Source organism: Parerythrobacter jejuensis, assembly GCF_039536765.1.
Classification (GTDB): Bacteria; Pseudomonadota; Alphaproteobacteria; order Sphingomonadales; family Sphingomonadaceae; genus Parerythrobacter; species Parerythrobacter jejuensis.
The window spans coordinates 1,882,376-1,904,028 of record NZ_BAAAZF010000001.1 but is presented as its reverse complement, the minus strand read 5'-3'; the positions used below and the strand labels follow the sequence as shown (position 1 = coordinate 1,904,028).

Sequence of the window (21,653 nt, the reverse complement as noted above, 5' to 3'; positions counted from 1 at the left end):
CGCTAGGGCGGGGTGATGCAGGAATTTCTCGCAACAACCTATTTCTGGCTGAAAGCTGGCCATATCATATTCGTCATCTTCTGGATGGCGGGCCTGTTCATCCTGCCGCGGCAAATGGTGTACATGCATGCATCCGCTGCGGGATCAGATGAAGAGGCCTTGTGGGCGTCGCGCACGCAGACATTGTCGAAGGTCATCCTGATTCCCAGTATCATCCTGGTTTGGGTTCTGGGGCTCGCTCTGGCCTCTGCTGTGGGCGCTTATACCCAAGGGTGGTTTCACGCCAAATTGTTGCTGGTGGTGCTCCTGAGCGGATATCACGGCTATATGAGCGCGACAGCGAAGAAGATGGCGCGAGGCGAGCGGCCCTTGTCCGAAAAACAACTGCGCCTGTTCAACGAAGTGCCGGCCCTGGCGACCGTGCTGGTTGTGGTGCTGGTGATCGTCAAACCGTTCTGAAATTTGGCTGGGCACAGCCCGGTATCCAAATCACGAATTGACGGGCCACAACGGTGCATCTATCTCGCTTGCAACTGGCCATGGCTAGCGCGTCCATAGCGCGGCCCGACAGTGTCTTGCTTTCCCAAAGCCCAATGAGACCGGCCGGCCCAAACTTCCAAATGGAATAAACTGAAATGCATCTTAAAGATCTCAAAGCAAAAGCACCGGCCGACCTCGTTAAAATGGCCGAAGAACTGGACGTAGAGGGCGCATCGACAATGCGTCGGCAGGACTTGATGTTCTGCATCCTGCGCGAATTGGCGGAGGACGACGAATACACTGAAGACATCATGGGTATCGGCACGATCGAAGTGCTCCAGGACGGCTTCGGCTTCCTCCGCTCACCAGAGGCAAATTACCTCGCCGGGCCGGATGATATCTATGTCTCGCCCAACCAGGTCCGCAAAATGGGCCTGCGCACAGGCGATACTGTGGAAGGCGAAATCCGCGCGCCTAAGGAAGGCGAGCGCTATTTTGCTCTGACCAAACTGACCAGCGTCAACTTTGAAGACCCTGACCAGGTCCGCATGCGGACCAATTTTGACAATCTCACGCCGCTCTACCCGGAACAGAAACTCTCGCTCGACACGCTCGACCCCACGGTCGAGGACAAATCGGCCCGCGTGATCGATATCATCTCGCCGCAGGGCAAGGGCCAGCGTGCGTTGATCGTTGCTCCGCCGCGTACGGGTAAAACGGTGCTGCTGCAGAATATTGCCAAGGCCATTACCGACAATCACCCGGAGGTCTTTCTGCTTGTTCTGCTGGTCGACGAACGGCCGGAAGAAGTCACCGACATGCAGCGTAGCGTGAATGGCGAAGTGATTTCTTCGACATTTGATGAGCCGGCTACGCGTCATGTCCAGGTTGCGGAAATGGTGATCGAGAAAGCCAAACGGCTGGTTGAGCACAAGCGCGATGTCGTGATCCTGCTCGATTCGATCACTCGTCTTGGCCGTGCTTACAACACGGTCGTACCCAGCTCGGGCAAGGTGTTGACCGGCGGTGTCGATGCCAACGCGCTCCAGCGGCCGAAGCGGTTCTTCGGTGCGGCGCGTAATATTGAAGAGGGCGGTTCGCTCTCCATCATCGCGACCGCGCTGATTGATACCGGCAGTCGGATGGACGAGGTGATCTTTGAGGAATTCAAAGGCACCGGTAACTCGGAAATCGTGCTTGATCGCAAGGTTGCCGACAAGCGTATCTTCCCGGCGCTGGATGTTGGCAAGTCGGGGACCCGTAAGGAAGAGCTGCTGGTCGAGAAGGACAAGCTTTCCAAGATGTGGGTCCTGCGCCGTATCCTGATGCAGATGGGCACCATCGATGCGATGGAATTCCTCCTCGACAAGATGAAGGATTCCAAGACCAACGAAGACTTCTTCGATACAATGAATCAGTAAAGTGGGTCTGTCTGGCCCCCGTCGTTTTGCCATCACAGGCGCGCCGGGGGCCGGAAAATCCACCTTGATCGAAGCGCTTACAGCGCGCGGCTGGAATGTGGTGACCGAATCAGCGCGGGCAATTTTGCAGCGGCCGGGTGGTATGGAGCTGAGGGAGAATGACCCGCATGGCTTTGCGCTGGCAATGCTGGAAGCTGACCGTGCTATTTTCGAGGAAGCGATGCCGGGTCAAACGCTGATCTTTGATCGCGGGTTTGCCGATATTATAGCGTTTCTCAGGATCGAGAAGGTGCCGGTTTCGGACGTATTCGAGAAGGCCTGCCAACACCTACGCTTCGATGCACCGGTGTTTCGCGCACCGGCGTGGAAGGGCATCTACCGGCAGGACGACCAGCGGATCCAAACCTGGGACGAGGCCGTCGAAAGCGATCGGCAATGCACCAAGGCATGGCGCGAATTCGGCTATGAACTGCTGGATCTGCCACTAGCGAGCGTCGAAGAACGGGTTGCATTTGTCGAGCGGCATTTGGGACCTGATCACTGGCCCAAGACTTAGCCTGCCTTCATCTTCTCCAATTGCGCGCCCATCATGTCCCAAACCTTGTTGACGGCCTTGAGCGGGCGCACCATCACTTTGAAGTCAGTGATCAATCCGTCATCGTCGAAGGTGATCATATCGATCCCGTTGACCTGGATACCATCCATGTCCGTGCGGAATTCCAGCACGGCGCAGTTTCCGTCAACGATCTCGCGCAGATATTCGAAACTGTCATTGCCGAGCGTTTGCCCGGCGGCAGACAAATAGGCGATAACAATCGGCCGTCCTTCCTGCGGTGTGTGCACGACAGGGGAGTGAAACACTGCATCTTCGTGCATGATTGCTGTTAGCTGGGCGGGATCGCTCCCTCCCTCAATCACTTCATGCCAAGCTTTCAAACCTTTGGCGGCACTCATTGTTTTCTCCTGAAACTGTTGGCTTGGGCCATGGACCAGGCCAACCCCGTCTGCCCTTCGACGACGCGGGACAACAAGCATCCCGGCTCGAGGAAAGTGTAGATTTGCGCGATTGCGTCGGATCGCGCGCCATTGATGCGTTCTCGCATGTCCTTGGGCTCGATATCCCAAGGAGAATCAAGCCCCATCGCAACTGTGATCTCGCGCAGCGAATGTAAGGTCTGTTTCTGGAACCTGGCGACACGTGGAGCCTTGTCTTCAACCACTAGCCCCTTCTGTCGCCACGGGATCTGTGTCGCAACGCCGGTAGGGCAGTGGCCGGTATGGCACTCCATTGATTGCACACAGCCAAGCGCGAACATGAAAGGGCGGGCCGCATTGCACCAGTCGGCCCCGATTGCGAAGCTCTTGGCCATTTGTGCGCCAGAATGGATTTTGCCTGAGGCACCAAGCCTGACTTGGTCTTTGAGGCCCACACCAACCAGGGCATTGCGCATCCAGATCAGACCTTCGCGCAGCGGCATGCCGACGCTGTTCGACAATTCTAGAGGAGCCGCGCCGGTGCCACCCTCTGCGCCGTCGACAACCACGAAGTCCGGGGTGATGCCTGTTTCAATCATCGCCTTGGCCAAAGCCATGACCTCGTGGGGCTGGCCGACACAAAGCCATGACCTCGTGGGGCTGGCCGACACAAAGCTTGATCCCTGTCGGCTTCCCGCCGGAAAGGTCTCGGAGCTCGGCAATCCATTCCATCAACTCGATCGGGGTAGAGAAAGTAGAGTGGGCGGCGGGGGAGTAGACTGTCTTTCCCACCGGTACACCGCGCGCTTCAGCGATTTCTTCGGTGACTTTCTCTCCGGGAAGTACCCCGCCATGGCCGGGTTTTGCGCCTTGGCTGAGCTTGATCTCGACCATTTTGACTTGGTCGTCGCTGGCCTGCTCCGCAAATTGGTCAGGATCGAAGTCACCATCTACTCGCCGGCAACCGAAATAGCCGCTGCCTAGCTCCCAGATCAGGTCACCGCCATGCTTGCGATGATAGCGGCTGATACTGCCTTCGCCGGTATCGTGGGCGAAGTCTCCGATCTTGGCCCCTTGATTGAGGGCTTCGATGGCATTTGCTGAAAGCGAACCAAAGCTCATCGCTGAGATGTTGAGGAGGGCTGATGAATAGGGCTTTGAGCAGTCCTTGCCACCGATATCGAGACGCCAGCTCTCCGGCGCTTCCTCGCGCGGGACAACCGAGTGGCCGAGCCAGTCATATTCATCAGAATAGACATCGAGCTCGGTCCCCATCGGGTGTGAATCCAGATCACCTTTCGCCCGGGCGTAGACAAGCGCCCGCTCCTGATGGCTGAACGGGCGGCCCTCCAGGTCTCCCTGGACAATATAGGATTGGAAGAAGGGGCGCAGGTCTTCCATGATCCACCGCACCCGCGCCATCAACGGATAATTCCGTCTAAGTGTGTGATGCGTCTGGATAAAATCCCATAGGGCAATCAAGCTGAGCGGGGCAAGAACGACGAGCGCCGATGGTAAGAACCATGCCGCCAAGCCCGACAAGGCCAGCAAAAGAGCCGGGATCAGATAGCGCCAATAGAGTATCACCGGGCGTTCTAGCCGAGGTGCTCTGCAAAGAACGCGTCGGTCCGGGAGTCCGCCAGTTGGGCTCCGTCTTCGTCGCGTCGCTTGCCAAACTGAGTCGCGAAGCCGTGATCGAGCCCGTCATAATCGTGCAAAGTCACTTTGGGATGCGAATCCAATCCTTCGTGCATCGCCTTCTGAGCTGCGGCATCGACAAAGCCATCTGCCGTGGGGATATGCAGCATCAGCGGATTGGCGATAGCGTTTGCTTCATTGAGCATGTCGGGCACGCCAACAGCATAGTATCCGACGCTGGCATCGCTATCGGTCCGGGCTGCGGTCATAAAGGCGAGCTTGCCACCCAGACAGTATCCGACAGCACCGACCTTTTTACCGCCGGTTTCAGCCCGTGCCCATTTGATTGTCGATTCGATATCGACAATGCCGACATCCGGATCGAATTGTCCCATATAATCAAGAGCTTGTTGAAATTCTGCTTCGACATCCGGGTCGAGTTCGATGTTCCTTCTCAAACGCCAGAACAGGTCGGGGGCAACGGCCAGATAGCCTTGTTCGGCCAGCAGATCGCACTTCTTCCGGATGCCCGCATTCACACCGAAGATTTCCTGGATGACGACTATTGCGGCTTTCGGTTCGCTCTCGGGCCGTGCAACATACGCCGAGAATTCGTGATCTCCGGTGTGCGAAGCAATGGTGACGGTGGCGGTCATGCTTTATCTCTCTCCAGCGAAGAATCCTGTGTTTGGTGACCTATCGCTTGCGTGTGGCGCTTGGCAAACCCAAATAGATGTCTTGAGCATAACGGAGGAAGCCCAATGAAGGTCCATATCGAAATCGACTGCACGCCTGAGGAGGCGCGAACCTTCATGGGACTGCCTGATGTCAGCAAGGCCAATACGGTCTATGTCGATACCATGGCCAAAGCGATGAAGGGGGTTTCAAACCCCGACCAGCTGCAGGAAATTGCGAAGAATATGGCGCCGATGGGCCAGATGGGGCTGAAACTGTTCCAGAACTTCGTCGAAGGAAGCATGGCGGCCGGAGCGCGCTCTACGGGGTCGTCCAAGAAAGACGACGACTAGCGCCCAACTAACCAGACCATGGATACGATTTTCGCCCTTTCCAGCGGAGCACCGCCTGCTGCCATAGGGGTGATGCGCATTAGTGGGCCTTTGGCGAAACACGCACTGGAGAGTTTGGGGGGAGGGGCACCTGATCCCCGCCGTGCGTCCTTGCGAACCCTACGGAATAGCAACGGGGATGTTCTCGACACGGCTCTCGTTCTGTGGCTGCCCGGGCCTGACAATGCGACCGGTGAGGACAGTACGGAATTGCATTGCCATGGAGGCAGAGCCGTCATCGGAGCCATCGAAGCTTCGCTTTTGGAGATAGACGGGCTGCGCAAGGCAGAGCCTGGCGAATTTACGCGACGTGCGTTCGCAAACGGCCGCATGGACCTGGCGCAGGCTGAGGGCTTGGCAGACCTCTTGTTTGCCGAAACCGAATTGCAGCGGCAGGTTCTTCAAGTCTCCGCAGGAGGCGGGTTGTCCAAGACAATCGGGGAATGGCGTGAACAGGTTCTGGGCCTGTCGGCTCAGGTTGAAAGCGCCTTGGACTTTTCGGACGAAGATGATGTCGATCAGCTCGCGCCACCCTTCTTCGCGCATGCCTCGCGGTTGGCGGGTGAGCTTGCGGCGTGGCTCAACAGGCCACGTGTCGAGCGCTTGCGCGATGGCATACGCGTCGTGCTTGCTGGACCTCCAAATGCTGGGAAATCAACCCTTTTCAACGCTTTGCTAGAAAGCGAAGCGGCCATTGTTTCGGAAATTGCAGGGACGACACGCGACGTGATTGAACGTCCGGTATCTTTCGAGGGTATTCCCTTCGTCCTGACTGATACTGCTGGTTTGCATGAGGGCAGTGAAGACGCGATCGAGCGCGTCGGGATCGAACGTGCTCGCGAGGCGCTGGAGAAGGCCGATATCGTCTTGTGGCTTGGGCCGGAGGGTGAGGGTCCGCCTGGTGCATGGGAAATCGAAGCCCGGATCGACCGTGTAGAGCACTTCGTGAAAGCGTCGCCCCGTATGAGGCTGTCCGCTGCGACGGGCGAGGGGCTGGGTGTCTTGATTGGCGGCCTGACGCAAGTAGCACGCGACCTTCTGCCCCGACCTGGCGAATCTGCAGTGAACCAGCGCCAACATGCGTTGTTGGCAGAGGCACAGGGTGCTATCGATATGATCACTCCGGAAACCGATCTATTGGTTGTGGGCGAGCACCTGCGAACTGCGAGATCGGCGTTTGACCGGTTTTCGGGGCAAACCGGCACAGAAGATATGCTTGATGCCCTGTTCGGACAGTTTTGCATCGGAAAATAGAGCCTTCTTTGGCCGTACCGAGTCCCTGCTTTTCTACCGATGTTCCACGTGAAACAGACTGGCTTGCCGCCAAACTGGGCTGTATGAGCATTAAGATGCACAAGTTTGATGTCATCATTGTGGGCGGCGGCCATGCCGGCGTAGAAGCTGCGTGCGCGGCTGCGCGCATGGGTGTGTCAGCTGCTTTGGTAAGCTTCGAACCCGAAAAGATCGGCGCGATGAGCTGCAATCCTGCCATTGGAGGCCTTGGTAAGGGTCATCTGGTGCGCGAGGTTGATGCTTTCGATGGCATTATTGCCCGAGCCGCTGACTTCGCGGCTATCCACTATCGGATGTTGAATCGCTCAAAAGGCAGCGCTGTTTGGGGCCCGAGAATCCAGGCTGACCGCAAGCTCTTCCAGTCTGCCGTTCAAAGCTTGGTAGCAGAGCAAGAGAATCTGACGATCGTCGCGGGAGAAGTCTCTGCATTGAGAATGGGGGCGGGGCGCGTCAATGGCGTGTCCCTTGCCGACGGTACAGAGCTGGCCGGAAATGCGGTGATCCTATGTACCGGGACATTTCTGGGCGGCACCCTCTTTCGGGGTGAGGAGCGGATGACCGGTGGGCGTATAGACGAAGATTCTGCCTCGCGGCTTGCGGAGCAGATGTACGCGCTGGACCTGCCGATGGCGCGCTTGAAGACGGGCACTCCGCCCCGTCTGGATGGCCGCACAATCGACTGGGCAAGCCTGCCAGAGCAGCCCTCTGACGGAGACGGGTGGACAATGTCGGCGATTACCGCCGAACGGCGCAACCCCGAGGTTTTTTGCGGCGTTGCCCGCACAAATGCGCGAAGCCACGATATCATTCGTGCCAATCTTGATCGCTCCCCGCTCTTCTCCGGGGCAATCGACGCGGAAGGACCGCGCTATTGCCCGTCAATCGAGGACAAGATCCACCGGTTTGGCGATCGCGATGGGCACCAGGTCTTTCTGGAGCCGGAGGAGCTGGATAGCCACCTGATCTATCCGAACGGGATCAGCACGTCGCTGCCGACCGACGTGCAGCAAGACATGTTGCGGGCCATGGATGGGCTCGCTCAGGTCGAGATGGTCGTTCCTGGCTATGCGGTTGAGTATGATCATATTGACCCACGCGCGCTGACATCAGGCCTCGAGCTCAAGGATCTGAAAGGCCTCTATTGCGCGGGTCAGATTAATGGCACGACTGGCTATGAAGAGGCCGCTGCGCAGGGCCTCGTCGCAGGTTTGCACGCCGCCAGTGAGGTGCTGGGTACTGCGGGGCCAACTCTTGATCGTGCTAACAGCTATATTGCGGTCATGGTAGATGACCTCACATTGCACGGCGTGACCGAGCCCTACCGCATGCTGACATCGCGGGCGGAGTACAGGCTGCGACTGAGGGCGAATAACGCCTCGACGCGCCTTACTCCTTTGGCGATCGAACTGGGCTGCGTGTCGATCCAGCGCCGCGAGTGGTTTGAGAGACGCAGTGAGCTGAGGGATCGAGCCGATGCAACCCTCGAAACGCAAGTGACCGCCACGCAGATGCAACGGGCAGGGATGGATGTGCGGAGTGATGCAGGCCGCATGACATTGCGGGAATGGCTTCGCTTCCCGAGCATTGGATTGGGTGATCTGGCCGAATTCACCGGAGATCTTCACCTGGATGCGGAATTGGCTGATGAACTGGCCGAGGATGCATCCTACGCGCCATATCTGGCGCGTCAGGATGCCGAATTGCGGGAATTGCGCGCGAACGAGGCTGTTGCACTCGATGCTGCTTTTCCGTTCGCGGAGGTTCCAGGTCTGTCGAACGAAATGGTGGAACGCCTTACAGCAGCGCGCCCCGAAACACTTGCGGCAGCAGGGCGCATAGGGGGGATCACCCCTACTGCGCTGGCTGCCGTACTTGTCTATGCGCGCAAGCGTGCCAAGAGGGCCGCGTGACGGGACTCCTCACCACGGAGGAAGAGGGTAAGGCCTTCGTTCGCGACCGATGCGATGCTGGCGCGATGCAGAAGCTGGAACTGCTCGTTGAGAAGCTGGGCGAAGAAAATGCGATACAGAATCTCGTCTCTGCGAACTCACTTAAGCAAGTCTGGGTGCGCCACATTGCGGACAGTGCTCAGCTGTTAGATCATGTTCCACGTGAAACGCCCTCGCTTTTCGATTTGGGGTCAGGCGCCGGCTTTCCAGGCCTTGTCATAGCGGCGATGCGGCCGGGATTGAGGGTAACTCTTGTCGAATCACGAAAGCGACGGATCGATTGGCTGGAGCGTATGGTCAGTGAACTTCACCTCGATACCTGTGTAGTTGAGGGCCGTCGTCTTGAGGCGGTTGAGGGCCAGCGGGTTGGTGCCATAACGGCACGTGCCTTCGCACCGCTGGAGAAACTCCTCAGTTTGTCCGCAAGGTTTTCCACCAAGGACACCACATGGGCCTTGCCCAAAGGTCGCTCCGCCGCGCAAGAATTGCGGGGTGTGAGTCGGAAATGGCAGAGATTGTTCCACGTGGAACAATCAATCACCGACCCTGAGGCCGCCATCCTGGTCGGGCGCGGGGTACCAAAAGGGAAGGGTGCAGCATGATCCGGATTGCCGTAGCGAACCAGAAGGGTGGTGTTGGAAAGACGACCACCGCCATAAATATCGCCACAGCAATGGCTGCAACTGGTTGGAAAACCTTGCTTATCGACCTCGACCCGCAGGGGAATGCGTCGACTGGTATGGGTATCGATGCGCAAAATCGGGTCAAGTCGAGCTACGATGTCTTGGTCGATGAGATGCCGTTGCGCGAGTGTATCGTACCGACGGCTATTCCGGGTCTCGACATCGTGCCGGCCACACAGGATCTGAGCGGCGCTGAAGTTGAACTGGTTTCGGTTGAAGATCGGACGGATCGGCTGCGTCAGGCTCTCCTGGGGGACACCGAGCACGAAATCTGTTTCATCGACTGCCCTCCTTCACTTGGCCTGCTCACCCTCAACGCATTGGGAGCGGCTGATACCTTGCTGGTGCCGCTGCAGTGCGAATTCTTTGCATTGGAGGGCCTGAGCCAGCTTTTACAGACCGTAGAGCGTGTGCAGCAGAGGTTTAATCCTGACCTTGGCATCATCGGCGTTGCTCTTACCATGTTCGACAGACGCAATCGCTTGACTGACCAGGTGGCAGACGATGTGCGAGACTGCCTGGGTGATCTGGTGTTCGAGGCCGTCATTCCGCGCAATGTCCGGTTGTCGGAAGCCCCCAGCCACGGCTTACCTGCACTGGTTTACGACCATTCTTGCGCAGGTAGCCGCGCCTACATGGCATTGGCGCGTGAATTAATCGGACGCCTACCTGAAGAGAGGAAAGCCGCGTGAGCGACAAGCCAACAGACCCAATTCGGATCAGTGCCGTTCCGCGCGCATCGGACAAAAAAAAGAAGCTTGGCAAGGGGTTGGGCGCCCTGATGGGTGAAACGCGGCGAGAGGAGCCTCTTGTCACGAATGCGCCAACTAGCGCGGCAGGCGAAAGTTCGGGAGCCACGGGAGCGCCCCAGGATGGGCTGGCTTCGCTCCCGATTGCCTCGATTTCGCCCTTGCCCGGTCAGCCGCGCACACATTTTGACGAGACAGCCCTGGAAGAACTTGCCGCGTCGATCGCCGAACGTGGCGTGATTCAACCCATTATCGTGCGCCCAATGGCGAAGGGCCGATACCAGCTTGTCGCTGGCGAGCGCCGTTGGCGGGCCGCGCAACGGGCCCGATTGCACCAGATTCCCGCCATCATTCGCGATCTGGACGAGCGTGAGGTGATGGCCCTCGCGCTGATCGAGAACATCCAGCGTGAAGACCTCAATCCGATCGAAGAGGCGCGGGCGTACCATCGACTCTCTGACGAGGAGGGCCTGAGCCAGGCCGAAATCGCCAAGATTGTCGAGAAATCGCGCAGCCATGTCGCAAATCTCCAGCGCCTGCTGATCTTGCCCGAGCCGGTTATCGCGCTTGTCGAGAGCGGTGACCTGTCGATGGGACATGCACGTGCTCTCATCGGGCATGATGATGCCACGGTACTGGCACAACAGGCGGTCGACGGAAAACTGTCGGTGCGCGAAGTCGAGAAGTTGGTGCGGGGAGGGCAGGCTCCCCGGAAATCGTCCGCAAAGCAGAAAATTTCGCGCGATCCGATGAAGGATGCCGATATCGCTGCCGTTCAGGGGCACCTTGAAGAATTTCTTGGTCTTCCGGTGCGTATCAAGACGGATACAGATCCGCGCTCCGGGGCGGTTACGATCCGTTACCGGACCCTCGATCAGCTTGACCTGATTTGCCAGCGCCTGACCGGCGGCGACATCTAGATCATATTTTTCAAAGAGTTATTTTCCTCACCTGCCGAAAAAGTTAACAGAAAACCGTTCACCTGTTAACCATTCTCAGTAGCGAAGCCCTTACTCGGTAGTTCTACTTAGAGCCCACGGACCGGTCGGGAGACCAGTTCGGCGGGGCAACCAACACGTGGTCCCGCTCGGGGAATCCGAAGACCAAGTTGGAAGGACCATAAGAATGAAAAATATGCTTCGTACGGGCGCCGCCATTGCTGTTGCTGCAGGTGCCATGATTGCCGTTCCGGCTCATGCACAGGCTGACAATGAAGCCACTGCAAACGCCAAGGCAGAAATTCTCAGCGCCCTGACGCTGGAAGTCGAAACCGGCACGCTGCTGGACTTCGGCAAGATCACCGTCACCGATACTTCGGCTGACCCTTCGCTCAACACCTATGATGCTGTGCTGTCCGACAACCTCGGTTCGCCTGAAATCACCTGCGCCGACGCCGAGCTGATCTGCTCGGGCACCGTCAACATGCCGCAGTTCAACATTTCGGGCGGTACCGCCAGCAAGCCCGTCGTGATCTCGCTGCCTTCGGCTGCTATCACGCTGAGCGAAACCGGTGGCGACACCATGTCCGTTTCGGGCTGGACGTCGACCGAAGAGCTGAACGCCCTGGTCCAGGATACCGATCCGGTAACCGGCGATCCGCTGTTCAATCCTGACAACTCGCCGGTTCTGGTACGTAGCGGCGACGCAACGACCGCCGCTCCGGGCATGGTTCTGGACGGCTCGGGTGAAGGTAGCTTCATCGTCGGCGCTACCTTGGCTGTTCGCGGTGACCAGTCGGTCGGCGTATACACCGGTCAGTTCGACGTGAGCGTCAACTACGAATAAGTCTGGTTGCAGACGAAAAAGCGAAGGCCGCGCTCCGGAAACGGGGCGCGGCTTTCTGTTTATGGGCCGTTACCACGTGCCCTCGGGCCATCCTTTAGCGGTTCTTAACCCTCTTCGATTACCGATGGTTGGTGAAATCATCGATGCCGGAAGAATGCCGGCATGCGACATATCGGAGGACAAACGATGCGCATCCGCCTGTTCGGCAAGGCCTTTTCCACTATCCTGCTGTTTGTGACCGCGGCCGTTGGCTTGCAGTCGGCGCCTGCCGTTGCGCAGGGTGACCTATTGGTAGCCCCAACCCGCGTAATTCTCGATGGCCGTCGCGGCGGCGAAGTAATCTTGAGCAATATCGGTTCCGAAGAAGCAACTTACCGGATCGGCCTCGAGCTGCGCCGGATGGATGGCAATGGCAATCTTTCCGAGATTTCGCGCGAAGATGCCAACACGCTCGAGCAGGCTGCCTTGTCCATGGTCCGCTACGCACCGCGCCGGATCGTGCTGCCGCCAGGCCAGCCGCAATCGGTTCGTATCTCTGCCCGCCCGCCGGCTGAATTGCCCGACGGTGAGTATCGGGCCCACCTTTCGTTTCGCGCCATCCCAAAACCCAAGCGCCTCGACCCCACTGCGCCAGAAGCGCAAGGGCTCGTGATCGATATCCAGGCGATATATGGCGTCACCATTCCGCTGATCATCCGCAAGGGTAAGGTGGAAAGCGGCGCGACTCTGGCAAAACCACAGATCTTCGAGGATCCGCGCGGCGGACTGATCGGTTTGGTCCTCAATCGCGAAGGCACGGGTTCAACCTATGGTGCATTGCACGTGAAGGTGCCGGGTGAAGACAAGCCCATCACTCTGGCCGCTGGAGTCGCGCTTTATCCCGAAATTGACCAGCGGGTCGTTTCTATCCCGGTCAGCGCAGAGCAACTCGCATCCATGCGCGGGCGTGGACCGGTAACGATCGAATATCGTGAACTCCCTGAAAACGGTGGTGAATTGATCGCCTCCGTCGAAGCGGACCTGGGCTAGCCCGCCACAGGCATTGACCGGAAAACACGGTGATACCTCGTACAGCCAAGGCCTTTAGCGCCGCTGCAGCTCTCGCTGCGGCGGCGTTCGGCTGTGCGACGCCGGCAATGGCCCAGGCCGGGACCGCTGAATCCACCCGCTACCAACCGACAGAAGATGACTTCGTCATCCTTGAAATGCGGGTGAAGAATTTCCGGCTCCCGCTCGATATCCGTGGCTATCAATTGGATGGCGGCGTGTGCCTTGACCTGGCCGACGTCATTCAGTCACTCGACCTGCCTGTGCGCCTCGACAAGAAGTCGCGCCGCGCAACCGGCTGGTTGTTCTCGGAAGATCAGGTTTTCACGCTTGATCGCGAAGCAAATACGGTACAAAACGTGAACAGTCGGAATGCGCCGCTGGCAAACGACATATATGACACGCCCGAAGGGTGGTGCGTCGATACCAAGGCGCTAGGGCGCTGGTTCGGCGTTACTTTCACGCACGATTTGTACAACTCGATCGTGACTTTGGAGAGCGAGAAGCCGCTCCCGTTCCTGCAAGCGATGGAGCGCAGAAGTCGCGCGGCGCGACTTAAGGGCAAGAAGAAAAAGGCCTTCGACCTCTCGGCATTTCCGTCGCAAGACATGGAATACAAACTCTGGCGCACGCCGTCAGTCGATGTGAATGTGCGCAGCAGCGTTGCCATGGCGCCCGGCCAGAAGACGCGCACACAGGGCCGTGTTGAGCTTTACGCGGCGGGTGAGGCGCTGGGCGTCAGCTACAATGCACGCCTGGCCACGGATAACCGGCTTTCGCCGACCAGTTTGCGGGTGCAGGCCTTTAGGTTTGATCCAGAAGCCGGACTTCTCGGCCCGCTCAAGGCGCGTCAAGTCATTGCGGGCGATGTCCAGGGCGAGTCCGGTCAGTTGACGGCCCAGGGTGGCGTGGGGCGCGGCGTGGCTGTCAACAACCTTCCTATCGGACGCGACCGGCGGTTCTCGACCACCGATCTGCGCGGCACGATGCCGGCGGGTTGGGATGCCGAGCTCTATCGCAATGGACAGCTGATCGCGTTTCTCGATGCGCCGATCGATGGGCGGTATGAATTCCTTGAAGTGGACCTGTTTTACGGACGGAACGACTTTGAAGTCGTCCTGTATGGCCCGCAGGGACAGGAAAAGCGTGAAGTCGTCTCCTTCCCGGTGGGAGGAAGCTTACTCGAGCCGGGAACCTTGCACTATTGGTTCAATGCGCTGCAGGATCGCCGCGATCTCATTGATTTACGGTCCAATTCTCCGCCCGGAGTGGGTGCATGGCGTCTTGCCGCTGGATTTGACTACGGGATCGACAAACGCACCAGCGCTTCGCTGAGTGCGCATAGTATCGACTTTGCCGGTCGACGGCGAAGCTATGTCGAAGGACTGGTCAACCGATCCTTTGGTGCCTTCCAGATCCAGGCCGGCGGCGCACATGAAATTGGTGCGGGATTCAGTGGTATAGTCCAAGGGAACGGCCAAATCGGTCGGTTCAACCTCGGCGCATCGGTGCTGTGGGTCTCGGACGACTATACCAGCGAGTTTGTGAGCTCTGGCGTTAAGAATAAATTTACCTTTCAGGCAGACACGTCGCTGCGGTTGGGGCGCGTCAGCGTGCCGATCCAGGCGGCCGTCAATCGTTCGAACCTTCGCAATGGCTCGACATCTACGCAAGCCTCGCTCGCAACCTCGATTGCGCTGAAGCGATTGAGCCTGACCGCGCAAGTGGGCCATGGGCAGTTTGAAAATGCCTTAACCGGCGAAACGAGCAAGAACACGACATTGCAATTGCTGGCCAATGCCCAGATCCTCGGCGTCCGGGTCCGCGGCGCCGCCAATTTCGATCTTTCGGGCCCCGAAAAAGGCTTGCGAAACATACGCTTGTCGACGCGCAAGAGCCTGTCGGATCGCAATGATGTTTCGATTGATGTCGATTACATTCCGTCCAGCAAAACAGCCACTTTCGGCGCCGGCTACACGCATACGTTTGACCGTTTTGCCCTCAATAGCACGCTGAATTACAGTACGGACGGGGCGATCGGTGCCGGGATTTCCCTTGCCTTCAGCCTTGGGCCTGACCCGGTCAATGGCGGCATCCGCGTCTCACAACGGCGACTGGCACGCGGTGGCCAGGCGGTTGTGAACGTATTTCGGGACACCAATGGCGACGGAGTTCGCTCTGCCGACGAACCCATGCTGCCCGACGTGACGGTTACCGCGGGCCTCGCAGGAACTTCGGAGCCGACTAACGAAGAGGGCCGGACCGTGGTCGATACCCTCAAGCCATTCCGGCCGGTTCTGGTGGGCATTGATGCTTCCTCGCTCGATGATCCGTTCTTGGCCCCTGCGAGTGAAGGCGTGGTGATTGTCCCGCGCCCGGGTGTCCATGCAGAAATCGACATTCCCATCTCGGCCACCGGAGAGGTTGAAGGCGTGATTCTCTCGTCGAGCGGGCGTGAGCTGGGAGGGCTGGATCTCGAGCTGATGGACACTGCAGGCCGCGTGGTTGCCAGCACCATTAGCGAGTTCGACGGATTTTTCCTTTTCGAACGTGTGCCTTACGGAAACTATCGCTTGCGCGTAGCCCCCGGCATCGCGCGCCAGTTGAAGGTGAAGACCGCTCTAGCCACCGATGTCACCATCAACAGCGACAGCGATATTGCCCGTCTGGGTACCATCCAGCTGGAAGAAGGCGTGCCCGCAATTATCGCCGGAGTTGAAGCTGACCCGTCAATCCCGGTCGGCCGCAACCCCTAGGCGATAGTCTCGCCAAACGCTTATTTTCCTTTGGAATATTTGATCCGCTTGGTCGGCTGCTGCTTGATATAGCGCACTTTCCGAGCAGGGGCTGGACGACGCGCATGCACCTTCTTGTGCACGATCACTTCTTCCTCGACCCATTCCTCGGTCACAATTTCCCGGACGACCGGCACATAGGCCGGTCCGTGATGGACTACGACAGTCGTGACCGGTGCCACGACATAGCCGCCAGACCATCCACCCCAACCGTAACCGTAACCATGTCCATAACCGTGACCGCCACCGGGATAGCCGGCGCCTTGCCAGCGACCGCCATCTTCGTAACGCTCAAGCCAGCGCTTGCATTCCTTCTTGGTCGGGTCCCCCTTGGCCAGACCGATGGCAGCGCCGATTGCGACACCGGCGAGGCCACCGACGCCAGCACCGATCAATGTGCCGCCCAGCCGCTCGCTGTCGGCAATTCGGTTGCCGATGACGCCCCCGGCCGCTGCGCCCAGCACACCGCCAATAACACCACCACGATCGCCTCGGCGACGACGCTCCTTGAGATAGGCGCGGCAATCATCGATCCAGGTGTCGCGATTCATAACCGGCGGCATGGGAGGGTATCCCGCCTGTGGCGGGTAACCGGCTTGCTGCGGGTAAGGCTGCGGATAGGCTGATTGAGGATAGCCACCTTGCGTCGGAGCGGCTGCGACAGGCTGCGGCATGGGCGGATGCATCATGCCGGCCGGGCCATGGGTGGCGACCGGAGCAGGCATCGGCGGCGCCTGATCATATTCTACGTCGTATTCGACATCATAGCCATTAGCCGACGGCATCCGGGCCGGGATCGGCTGCACAACCGGCTCGCGCACAAAGACCGGCTGCGGTTCGCCCTCGGGAAGAGGCTGGGCATATTCATAGACGCGCTCTTCATAGGTCATTTCCTGTGCAGCCAAAGCTGGCGCGGCGGCAATGATTGCAGTGAGAGCAGAGCCCGTTGCAGCGAGGCGACGGATTGGCAAACGGGTCGACATGGCATTCCCCTTAGGCAGTTTCGAGATCGTGCGCGGATGCACGAATCCTGTGCGTTAAGAGAAAATTTAACATCGTAAGGCGCAGAGTCACGCGGTTGCGCGGCTCCTGTCCCGTTTCGGGTCGAATCGTTGGCTAACGCATCAAATGCGGTCAGCGATCCGGTTGGCCAGAGTCTCGATACCCTCAGCATCTTCTACGCTGAATCGCGCTTTCGTCGGCGCATCCAGATCGATAACGGCGATCACGCTTCCGCTCTGCAGGATCGGAACCACCAGTTCCGACTGGCTCGCCGCGTCGCATGCAATATGACCGGGGAAGGCATGAACATCTTCAACCCGCTGGGTTTCGCCGGTCTCGGCGGCTGTGCCGCAAACGCCTTGGCCAATCGGTATCCGGATACAGGCCGGCCTGCCAATGAAGGGCCCGAGGACCAGTTCTTCCCCAACGACACGGTAAAAGCCGGCCCAATTGAGGTCGGGGACATACTCCCACATCAAGGCGGCCAGATTGGCCATGTTGGCCACGCTATCCTTCTCGCCTTGCGTGAGTGCATCGGCCGCATCTGCCAATTGGCGGTAGCGTTCGGCGGGAGGGGTGGTGGCATCGGGGGCAAAATCGAACATATACACTTCGATCTAGACAGTGGACGCTGCGGCGCAAGCGCTGGCGCCTCAAAAAGATTGCCGCCGCTAGCTGGGTTGCCTATTCCACACTGCCATGAGCACTCGCCGCAAAATACTGATCGCCCTTCTTGTCATCGTCCTGGCCCTTGGCCTTGCCTTGTTCTTCCTCACTCGCGGTAATACCGCCGCGCTGTCCGTGGACGAAGTCACCGGAACGGATCCGACCCTTGCAGAACCGCAGGGCGAGGCGGTCCCGACAGTGCGGATCGCCGAACCGGTCGGCTGGGAAGACGGCGAATTGCCAACAGCGGCGGACGGTCTTGTCGTCAACCGCTTTGCCGAGGGTCTGGACCACCCACGCGTGCTCCATCGGCTGCCTAACGGCGACGTTCTGGTCACGCTGACCCGCGCACCAAAAAGTGAAGACGGCGGCGGCATCACCGGCTGGATCGCAGACCTGTTGATGGGCTGGGCCGGGGCAACCGGCGATTCGGCCAACGAGCTGGTCCTGCTGCGAGATGCCGACGGCGATGGCACTGCCGAAGTCAAACAGGTGCTGACGGATGCCCTTGATTCACCTTCGGGCATCGCCTGGCGCGAGGGCACACTTTATATCGCCAATCACGACGCGCTCCTGGCCTTTCCCTATGAATTGGGCACGATGGAGTTGACCGGCGAACCGCGCAAATTGATGGATCTTGCACCGGGCGGGGGGCACTGGATGCGCAATATCGAGCTCAGTCCTGACGGGACACGCATTTATGTTGCGGTCGGCTCGGTCTCGAATATCGGCGAGCAGGGCATGGAGGTCGAAGAGGGCCGAGCCATGATCTGGGAGTATAATCTCGAGACCAATTCGCAGCGCCCGTTTGCGGTTGGTTTGCGCAATCCCAACGGGCTCGACTGGAATCCGATGTCGGGCGAGCTTTGGACCACCGTCAACGAGCGTGACATGCTCGGCAGCGATCTGGTGCCTGATTATCTGACCAATGTCCCGGTCGGCGCGCAATATGGCTGGCCGTGGGTCTATTGGAAGGACAATTTCGACGACCGCGTCGACGCGCCGATGCCCAATTTCCTGACCGAATATACCCGGCGACCCGAATACGCGATGGGCCCGCATGTGGCCGCACTGGGCCTGGTCTTCAGCGCGGAGGGTAACCGAATGGGGCCGGCATTTGGCCGCGGTGCCTTTATCGCTCGCCACGGGTCTTGGAACCGCAAGCCGCCGTCAGGGTATGACGTGGTCTATGTTCCCTTCGATGAAAGGGGCAATCCGCTCGGTAAGCCCATTCCGGTTCTGACCGATTTCCTCAAGGACAATGGCGATACACGCGGGCGGCCGACCTGGGTCGAATGGGGCGGCGATGGATCGTTGCTGGTCACCGATGATACGGCCGGGATTGTTTGGCGCGTTCAGGCGCCGGATGCCGAGCCTGCTCCCGCGATTGCGCGCTTCGAAAGCGAAAGCTTGCGGCCACGTACAGAGCTGCGCGGTGATCCTCGCGCCAGCTTCTCCGAGGATTTCGCGCGCGAAAACAACCCGCTGGGGAACTGAGCCTTAAAGGGTTCGACCAGCTCGTCCGGCCAGTTCGACAACATACTGCCACGCCGTGCGTCCGGATTGTGCCCCGCGCTGACGGACCCATTCCAATGCACTGCCCGTATCGTAAGTCAGCTCCAGGGGATCGGCATAGGCGGATATGATTTCGAGGTATTCGGCCTGCGAGCAGGCGTGAAACCCGACCGAGAGGCCAAACCGGTCAGCCAGCGCCAGTGAATCATCAAGAGTGTCGCGTTCATGCAGCGAACCCGACTGTTCGGAGGCGCTACGCTCGACAATGGCGCGCTGGTTTGTGGTGACGGCCAGGCGGATATTGGCGGGCCTTGGCTCGATCCCGCCTTCCAGAAAACTGCGCAACTGACGCAATTCATGGCGATCGGCCACAGCGAAGCCGATATCGTCGAGGAGAACGATGAATTGCCGTTCGACTTGGCCCAGAGCATCAAACAACCGGGGAAGGCGATCCAGACTTGCATTCGAAGCCTGCACCAGCACCAAGGGGTGGCCGGAACTTTGGCTGGATATCACGGCTGCACGGATCAGGGCCGACTTACCCATTCCGCGAGACCCCCAGAGCAGCATGTCGTGGGCAGCATGGCCCTGCGCATGGCGCGCGACATTGCTGGTAACAACCGATTTTTGCCGATCTATACCACGCAGCTGCTCTAACGTTGGCGCTTCAATCCGCGCTAGCCCGCGCGTGGTGTGTCCGTTCCAGAAGTGGGCCGGGTAGGCACTCCAATCAGGATCGATGTGCGGCGGCGACAAGCGCTCGAGAGCGTCTGCAATCCGCGCCAAGGGATCTCCCTGATCGGACACGACCCGCCGGCCTCAGGCTGTCAGCTTGTTGGCATCAAGCGCATAGAGCAGCCCGGCCCCGGCAGTGGCGGATGCCCTGAGGCCGGCAGCCTCCGGAACAATATGATCGAGGAAGAACCGGACGGTTACGGCTTTACCTTCGGCAATTGCCGGGGCTTGTCCATCCTTCACCGCACGCAATTGCTTGAGCAGCTCCCAACCGGTCACAGCCACTGCACACATGGTGCAGAACGGAACGCTTCCGGCCAGTCGGTCATCCAGGCTCGCCTCATCACGCATCCATTTCGCGATGGCGGCACAATCCTGTGCCAGCGCCAACAAAGCAGACTCGCCTGCTGCATCATGCGCGAGTTCTTCGAAAAGAGAGAGGACAGCGTTGCCGCCATCCATGCCGAGCTTTCGGGTTACGAGGTCGGCGGCCTGAATGCCATTGGTGCCTTCATAAATCGGCGCGATGCGGGCGTCGCGATAATGCTGTGCGGCACCCGTTTCCTCGACGAATCCCATCCCGCCGTGAATTTGTACGCCAATCGAGGCGACTTCGATGCCAACATCGGTCGCCCATGCTTTCAACATCGGGACTAACACTTCGGCGCGTTGGGCTGCGGCTTCATCGCCCAGAGTGCCGCGATCGACTTGTCCGGCTGTGAAATACAGCAGCGCCCGCATGCCCTCTGTCATGGCTTTCATCCGCAGAATCATGCGCCGGACATCAGGGTGTTCGACGATCGCCACCGGCGTCCGATCCGGAGACCCCGCACGGGAGGACTGCACCCGGTCCCTTGCATAAGCGAGGGCCTGTTGTGTCGCCCTTTCCCCGATCTGTACGCCTTGGGCTCCGACATTGATGCGGGCATTGTTCATCATCGTGAACATTGCGGCTAAACCCTTGTTCTCCGCGCCGACCAATTCGCCAATGCATGCATTATTGTCGCCATAGCTCATAACGCAGGTGGGCGAGGCATTGATGCCCAGCTTGTGTTCGAGGCTGACCGGTCGCAAATCATTGCGCGGTCCGAGGGTTCCGTCGTCATTGACGTGATATTTCGGGACGACGAACAGAGAGATACCCCGGCTGCCCGCCGGTGCGCCCGGGGTCCGCGCGAGAACAAGATGGATGATGTTCTTGGCGAGTTCGTGATCGCCCCAGGTGATATAGATCTTCTGCCCCTGGATGCGGTACTTCCCGGCATGTTCGCCCTCTTCGATAGGCTCTGCCGTTGCGCGCAAAGCGCCCACATCGCTCCCGGCCTGAGGCTCGGTGAGGTTCATTGTTCCTGACCATTCGCCGCTAACGAGTTTCGGCAAATATGTTGCCTGCTGTTGCTCACTGCCATGATGCTCCAGCGCTTCAATCGCACCGACTGACAGCATCGGGAGCAGATTGAAGGCCATATTGGCCGTGCCGAGATTCTCCAGGACGTTGCAGGCCAGCGTAAAGGGGAGCCCTTGCCCGCCATGTGCGACTGGCGATGCAATCGAGTTCCAGCCTTGGGCAACATACTCGTCATAGGCTTCGGCAAAGCCGTCAGGCAGGCGCACGACCCCGTTCTCAAGCTTGGCCCCTTCAAGATCGCCAATGCGGTTCAGCGGTGCGAATTCACCTGCGGCGAATTGTCCCACACCTTCGACGATGGCTTCCACCATATCAGGCTCTGCGGACGCAAATCGCTCGGTGCGACCCAGCTCGTCGATTCCGGCATTGACGCGAATGGCAAGCAACTGGTCCTGGGTGGGCGGGGTAAAAGGTGTCACGGCAGTAATGTCCTCTTGGCTTATCG

General features: G+C 59.1%; 21 protein-coding genes. 13 read left to right on the top strand and 8 right to left on the bottom strand.

All coding sequences use genetic code 11. The annotated features are described in order from the left end of the window. Positions 1 to 15: 15 nt before the first annotated feature. The 3 genes from ABD653_RS09400 to ABD653_RS09390 all read left to right on the top strand — a co-directional run bounded on the left by ABD653_RS09400 (position 16) and on the right by ABD653_RS09390 (position 2,457). Positions 16 to 459, top strand: a complete 444-nt coding sequence (locus ABD653_RS09400; protein ID WP_160778436.1) for a CopD family protein — start codon at positions 16 to 18, stop codon at positions 457 to 459. Between the two features lie 176 nt (positions 460 to 635). Then, the gene (gene rho, locus ABD653_RS09395) at positions 636 to 1,901 is read left to right on the top strand and encodes a transcription termination factor Rho (RefSeq protein WP_160778435.1); all 1,266 of its coding nucleotides are present in this window, start codon (positions 636 to 638) and stop codon (positions 1,899 to 1,901) included. Position 1,902: 1 nt separating this feature from the next. Beyond that, a complete protein-coding gene (locus tag ABD653_RS09390) occupies positions 1,903 to 2,457 on the top strand; it encodes an AAA family ATPase (RefSeq protein WP_160778434.1) in 555 nt (184 codons plus the stop codon). On the opposite strand, the gene ABD653_RS09385 is transcribed toward ABD653_RS09390, so the two are convergent. The 4 genes from ABD653_RS09385 to ABD653_RS09375 are packed head-to-tail and all read right to left on the bottom strand — an operon-like array spanning position 2,454 to position 5,170. Next, on the bottom strand, positions 2,454 to 2,855 hold the full coding sequence (locus ABD653_RS09385; RefSeq protein ID WP_160778433.1) for a nuclear transport factor 2 family protein: 402 nt from the start codon (positions 2,853 to 2,855) through the stop codon (positions 2,454 to 2,456). The two genes, ABD653_RS09390 and ABD653_RS09385, sit on opposite strands and share 4 nt — an antisense overlap. Then, positions 2,852 to 3,475, bottom strand: a complete 624-nt coding sequence (locus ABD653_RS14180) for a glutamate synthase-related protein (protein ID WP_407672743.1) — start codon at positions 3,473 to 3,475, stop codon at positions 2,852 to 2,854. The genes ABD653_RS09385 and ABD653_RS14180 overlap by 4 nt, the downstream gene beginning before the upstream one ends. Continuing rightward, on the bottom strand, positions 3,468 to 4,463 hold the full coding sequence (locus tag ABD653_RS14175; protein WP_407672742.1) for a glutamate synthase-related protein: 996 nt from the start codon (positions 4,461 to 4,463) through the stop codon (positions 3,468 to 3,470). The genes ABD653_RS14180 and ABD653_RS14175 overlap by 8 nt, the downstream gene beginning before the upstream one ends. Before the next feature lie 8 nt (positions 4,464 to 4,471). Then, positions 4,472 to 5,170 (bottom strand): dienelactone hydrolase family protein, encoded by a 699-nt coding sequence (locus ABD653_RS09375; RefSeq protein WP_160778432.1) that lies wholly within the window; start codon positions 5,168 to 5,170, stop codon positions 4,472 to 4,474. Positions 5,171 to 5,275: 105 nt separating this feature from the next. On the opposite strand from ABD653_RS09375, the gene ABD653_RS09370 reads away from it, so the two are divergent. The 9 genes from ABD653_RS09370 to ABD653_RS09330 all read left to right on the top strand — a co-directional run bounded on the left by ABD653_RS09370 (position 5,276) and on the right by ABD653_RS09330 (position 15,843). Then, positions 5,276 to 5,542, top strand: a complete 267-nt coding sequence (locus tag ABD653_RS09370) for a DUF6489 family protein (RefSeq protein ID WP_160778431.1) — start codon at positions 5,276 to 5,278, stop codon at positions 5,540 to 5,542. A gap of 18 nt (positions 5,543 to 5,560) precedes the next feature. After that, positions 5,561 to 6,835: a tRNA uridine-5-carboxymethylaminomethyl(34) synthesis GTPase MnmE gene (gene mnmE / locus ABD653_RS09365; RefSeq protein WP_160778430.1), complete on the top strand. Its 1,275-nt coding sequence runs from the start codon at positions 5,561 to 5,563 to the stop codon at positions 6,833 to 6,835. A gap of 95 nt (positions 6,836 to 6,930) precedes the next feature. Beyond that, on the top strand, positions 6,931 to 8,784 hold the full coding sequence (gene mnmG, locus ABD653_RS09360; RefSeq protein WP_160778429.1) for a tRNA uridine-5-carboxymethylaminomethyl(34) synthesis enzyme MnmG: 1,854 nt from the start codon (positions 6,931 to 6,933) through the stop codon (positions 8,782 to 8,784). 65 nt (positions 8,785 to 8,849) lie between these two features. Beyond that, positions 8,850 to 9,425: a 16S rRNA (guanine(527)-N(7))-methyltransferase RsmG gene (gene rsmG, locus ABD653_RS09355; protein WP_160780325.1), complete on the top strand. Its 576-nt coding sequence runs from the start codon at positions 8,850 to 8,852 to the stop codon at positions 9,423 to 9,425. Beyond that, on the top strand, positions 9,422 to 10,198 hold the full coding sequence (locus tag ABD653_RS09350; RefSeq protein ID WP_160778428.1) for a ParA family protein: 777 nt from the start codon (positions 9,422 to 9,424) through the stop codon (positions 10,196 to 10,198). Before rsmG ends, ABD653_RS09350 begins: the two co-directional genes overlap by 4 nt. Beyond that, positions 10,195 to 11,175 carry a ParB/RepB/Spo0J family partition protein gene (locus ABD653_RS09345; protein WP_407672741.1) on the top strand — a complete coding sequence of 327 codons (981 nt, stop codon included), beginning with the start codon at positions 10,195 to 10,197 and terminating at the stop codon, positions 11,173 to 11,175. The genes ABD653_RS09350 and ABD653_RS09345 overlap by 4 nt, the downstream gene beginning before the upstream one ends. A gap of 205 nt (positions 11,176 to 11,380) precedes the next feature. After that, entirely contained in the window at positions 11,381 to 12,040 is a 660-nt protein-coding gene (locus tag ABD653_RS09340; protein ID WP_160778427.1) for a DUF4402 domain-containing protein, read from the top strand. Positions 12,041 to 12,226: 186 nt separating this feature from the next. Beyond that, the gene (locus ABD653_RS09335; protein WP_344705330.1) at positions 12,227 to 13,069 is read left to right on the top strand and encodes a fimbrial biogenesis chaperone; all 843 of its coding nucleotides are present in this window, start codon (positions 12,227 to 12,229) and stop codon (positions 13,067 to 13,069) included. A gap of 29 nt (positions 13,070 to 13,098) precedes the next feature. Then, positions 13,099 to 15,843: a hypothetical protein gene (locus ABD653_RS09330; RefSeq protein WP_160778426.1), complete on the top strand. Its 2,745-nt coding sequence runs from the start codon at positions 13,099 to 13,101 to the stop codon at positions 15,841 to 15,843. A 20-nt stretch (positions 15,844 to 15,863) separates the two neighbouring features. Here ABD653_RS09330 and ABD653_RS09325 read toward each other — a convergent pair whose 3' ends face one another. Together ABD653_RS09325 and ABD653_RS09320 are read right to left on the bottom strand one after the other, a co-directional pair. After that, positions 15,864 to 16,865 (bottom strand): hypothetical protein, encoded by a 1,002-nt coding sequence (locus ABD653_RS09325; protein WP_199801082.1) that lies wholly within the window; start codon positions 16,863 to 16,865, stop codon positions 15,864 to 15,866. Positions 16,866 to 17,006: 141 nt separating this feature from the next. Further along, a complete protein-coding gene (locus tag ABD653_RS09320; RefSeq protein WP_160778425.1) occupies positions 17,007 to 17,489 on the bottom strand; it encodes a GAF domain-containing protein in 483 nt (160 codons plus the stop codon). Between the two features lie 94 nt (positions 17,490 to 17,583). Between ABD653_RS09320 and ABD653_RS09315 the strand changes: the two genes are divergently transcribed. Beyond that, positions 17,584 to 19,047, top strand: coding sequence for a PQQ-dependent sugar dehydrogenase (locus ABD653_RS09315; RefSeq protein WP_160778424.1), 1,464 nt, complete (start codon positions 17,584 to 17,586; stop codon positions 19,045 to 19,047). 3 nt (positions 19,048 to 19,050) lie between these two features. Here ABD653_RS09315 and ABD653_RS09310 read toward each other — a convergent pair whose 3' ends face one another. Continuing rightward, positions 19,051 to 19,872, bottom strand: coding sequence for a DUF815 domain-containing protein (locus tag ABD653_RS09310; RefSeq protein WP_160778423.1), 822 nt, complete (start codon positions 19,870 to 19,872; stop codon positions 19,051 to 19,053). Between the two features lie 12 nt (positions 19,873 to 19,884). Then, the gene (locus ABD653_RS09305; RefSeq protein ID WP_160778422.1) at positions 19,885 to 21,627 is read right to left on the bottom strand and encodes an acyl-CoA dehydrogenase family protein; all 1,743 of its coding nucleotides are present in this window, start codon (positions 21,625 to 21,627) and stop codon (positions 19,885 to 19,887) included. Positions 21,628 to 21,653 lie beyond the last annotated feature (26 nt).

What these genes read in the sequence shown, in the direction of transcription:
- rho (WP_160778435.1), top strand. Translation starts at nt 636, where the DNA reads ATGCATCTTAAAGATCTCAAAGCAAAAGCACCGGCCGACCTCGTTAAA.
- mnmG (WP_160778429.1), top strand. Translation starts at nt 6,931, where the DNA reads ATGCACAAGTTTGATGTCATCATTGTGGGCGGCGGCCATGCCGGCGTA.
- ABD653_RS09315 (WP_160778424.1), top strand. Translation starts at nt 17,584, where the DNA reads ATGAGCACTCGCCGCAAAATACTGATCGCCCTTCTTGTCATCGTCCTG.
- ABD653_RS09350 (WP_160778428.1), top strand. Translation starts at nt 9,422, where the DNA reads ATGATCCGGATTGCCGTAGCGAACCAGAAGGGTGGTGTTGGAAAGACG.
- ABD653_RS09400 (WP_160778436.1), top strand. Translation starts at nt 16, where the DNA reads ATGCAGGAATTTCTCGCAACAACCTATTTCTGGCTGAAAGCTGGCCAT.
- ABD653_RS14180 (WP_407672743.1), bottom strand. Translation starts at nt 3,475, where the DNA reads ATGATTGAAACAGGCATCACCCCGGACTTCGTGGTTGTCGACGGCGCA.
- ABD653_RS09375 (WP_160778432.1), bottom strand. Translation starts at nt 5,170, where the DNA reads ATGACCGCCACCGTCACCATTGCTTCGCACACCGGAGATCACGAATTC.
- ABD653_RS09335 (WP_344705330.1), top strand. Translation starts at nt 12,227, where the DNA reads ATGCGCATCCGCCTGTTCGGCAAGGCCTTTTCCACTATCCTGCTGTTT.
- mnmE (WP_160778430.1), top strand. Translation starts at nt 5,561, where the DNA reads ATGGATACGATTTTCGCCCTTTCCAGCGGAGCACCGCCTGCTGCCATA.
- rsmG (WP_160780325.1), top strand. Translation starts at nt 8,850, where the DNA reads ATGCAGAAGCTGGAACTGCTCGTTGAGAAGCTGGGCGAAGAAAATGCG.
- ABD653_RS09320 (WP_160778425.1), bottom strand. Translation starts at nt 17,489, where the DNA reads ATGTTCGATTTTGCCCCCGATGCCACCACCCCTCCCGCCGAACGCTAC.
- ABD653_RS09385 (WP_160778433.1), bottom strand. Translation starts at nt 2,855, where the DNA reads ATGAGTGCCGCCAAAGGTTTGAAAGCTTGGCATGAAGTGATTGAGGGA.
- ABD653_RS09340 (WP_160778427.1), top strand. Translation starts at nt 11,381, where the DNA reads ATGAAAAATATGCTTCGTACGGGCGCCGCCATTGCTGTTGCTGCAGGT.
- ABD653_RS09325 (WP_199801082.1), bottom strand. Translation starts at nt 16,865, where the DNA reads ATGTCGACCCGTTTGCCAATCCGTCGCCTCGCTGCAACGGGCTCTGCT.
- ABD653_RS09370 (WP_160778431.1), top strand. Translation starts at nt 5,276, where the DNA reads ATGAAGGTCCATATCGAAATCGACTGCACGCCTGAGGAGGCGCGAACC.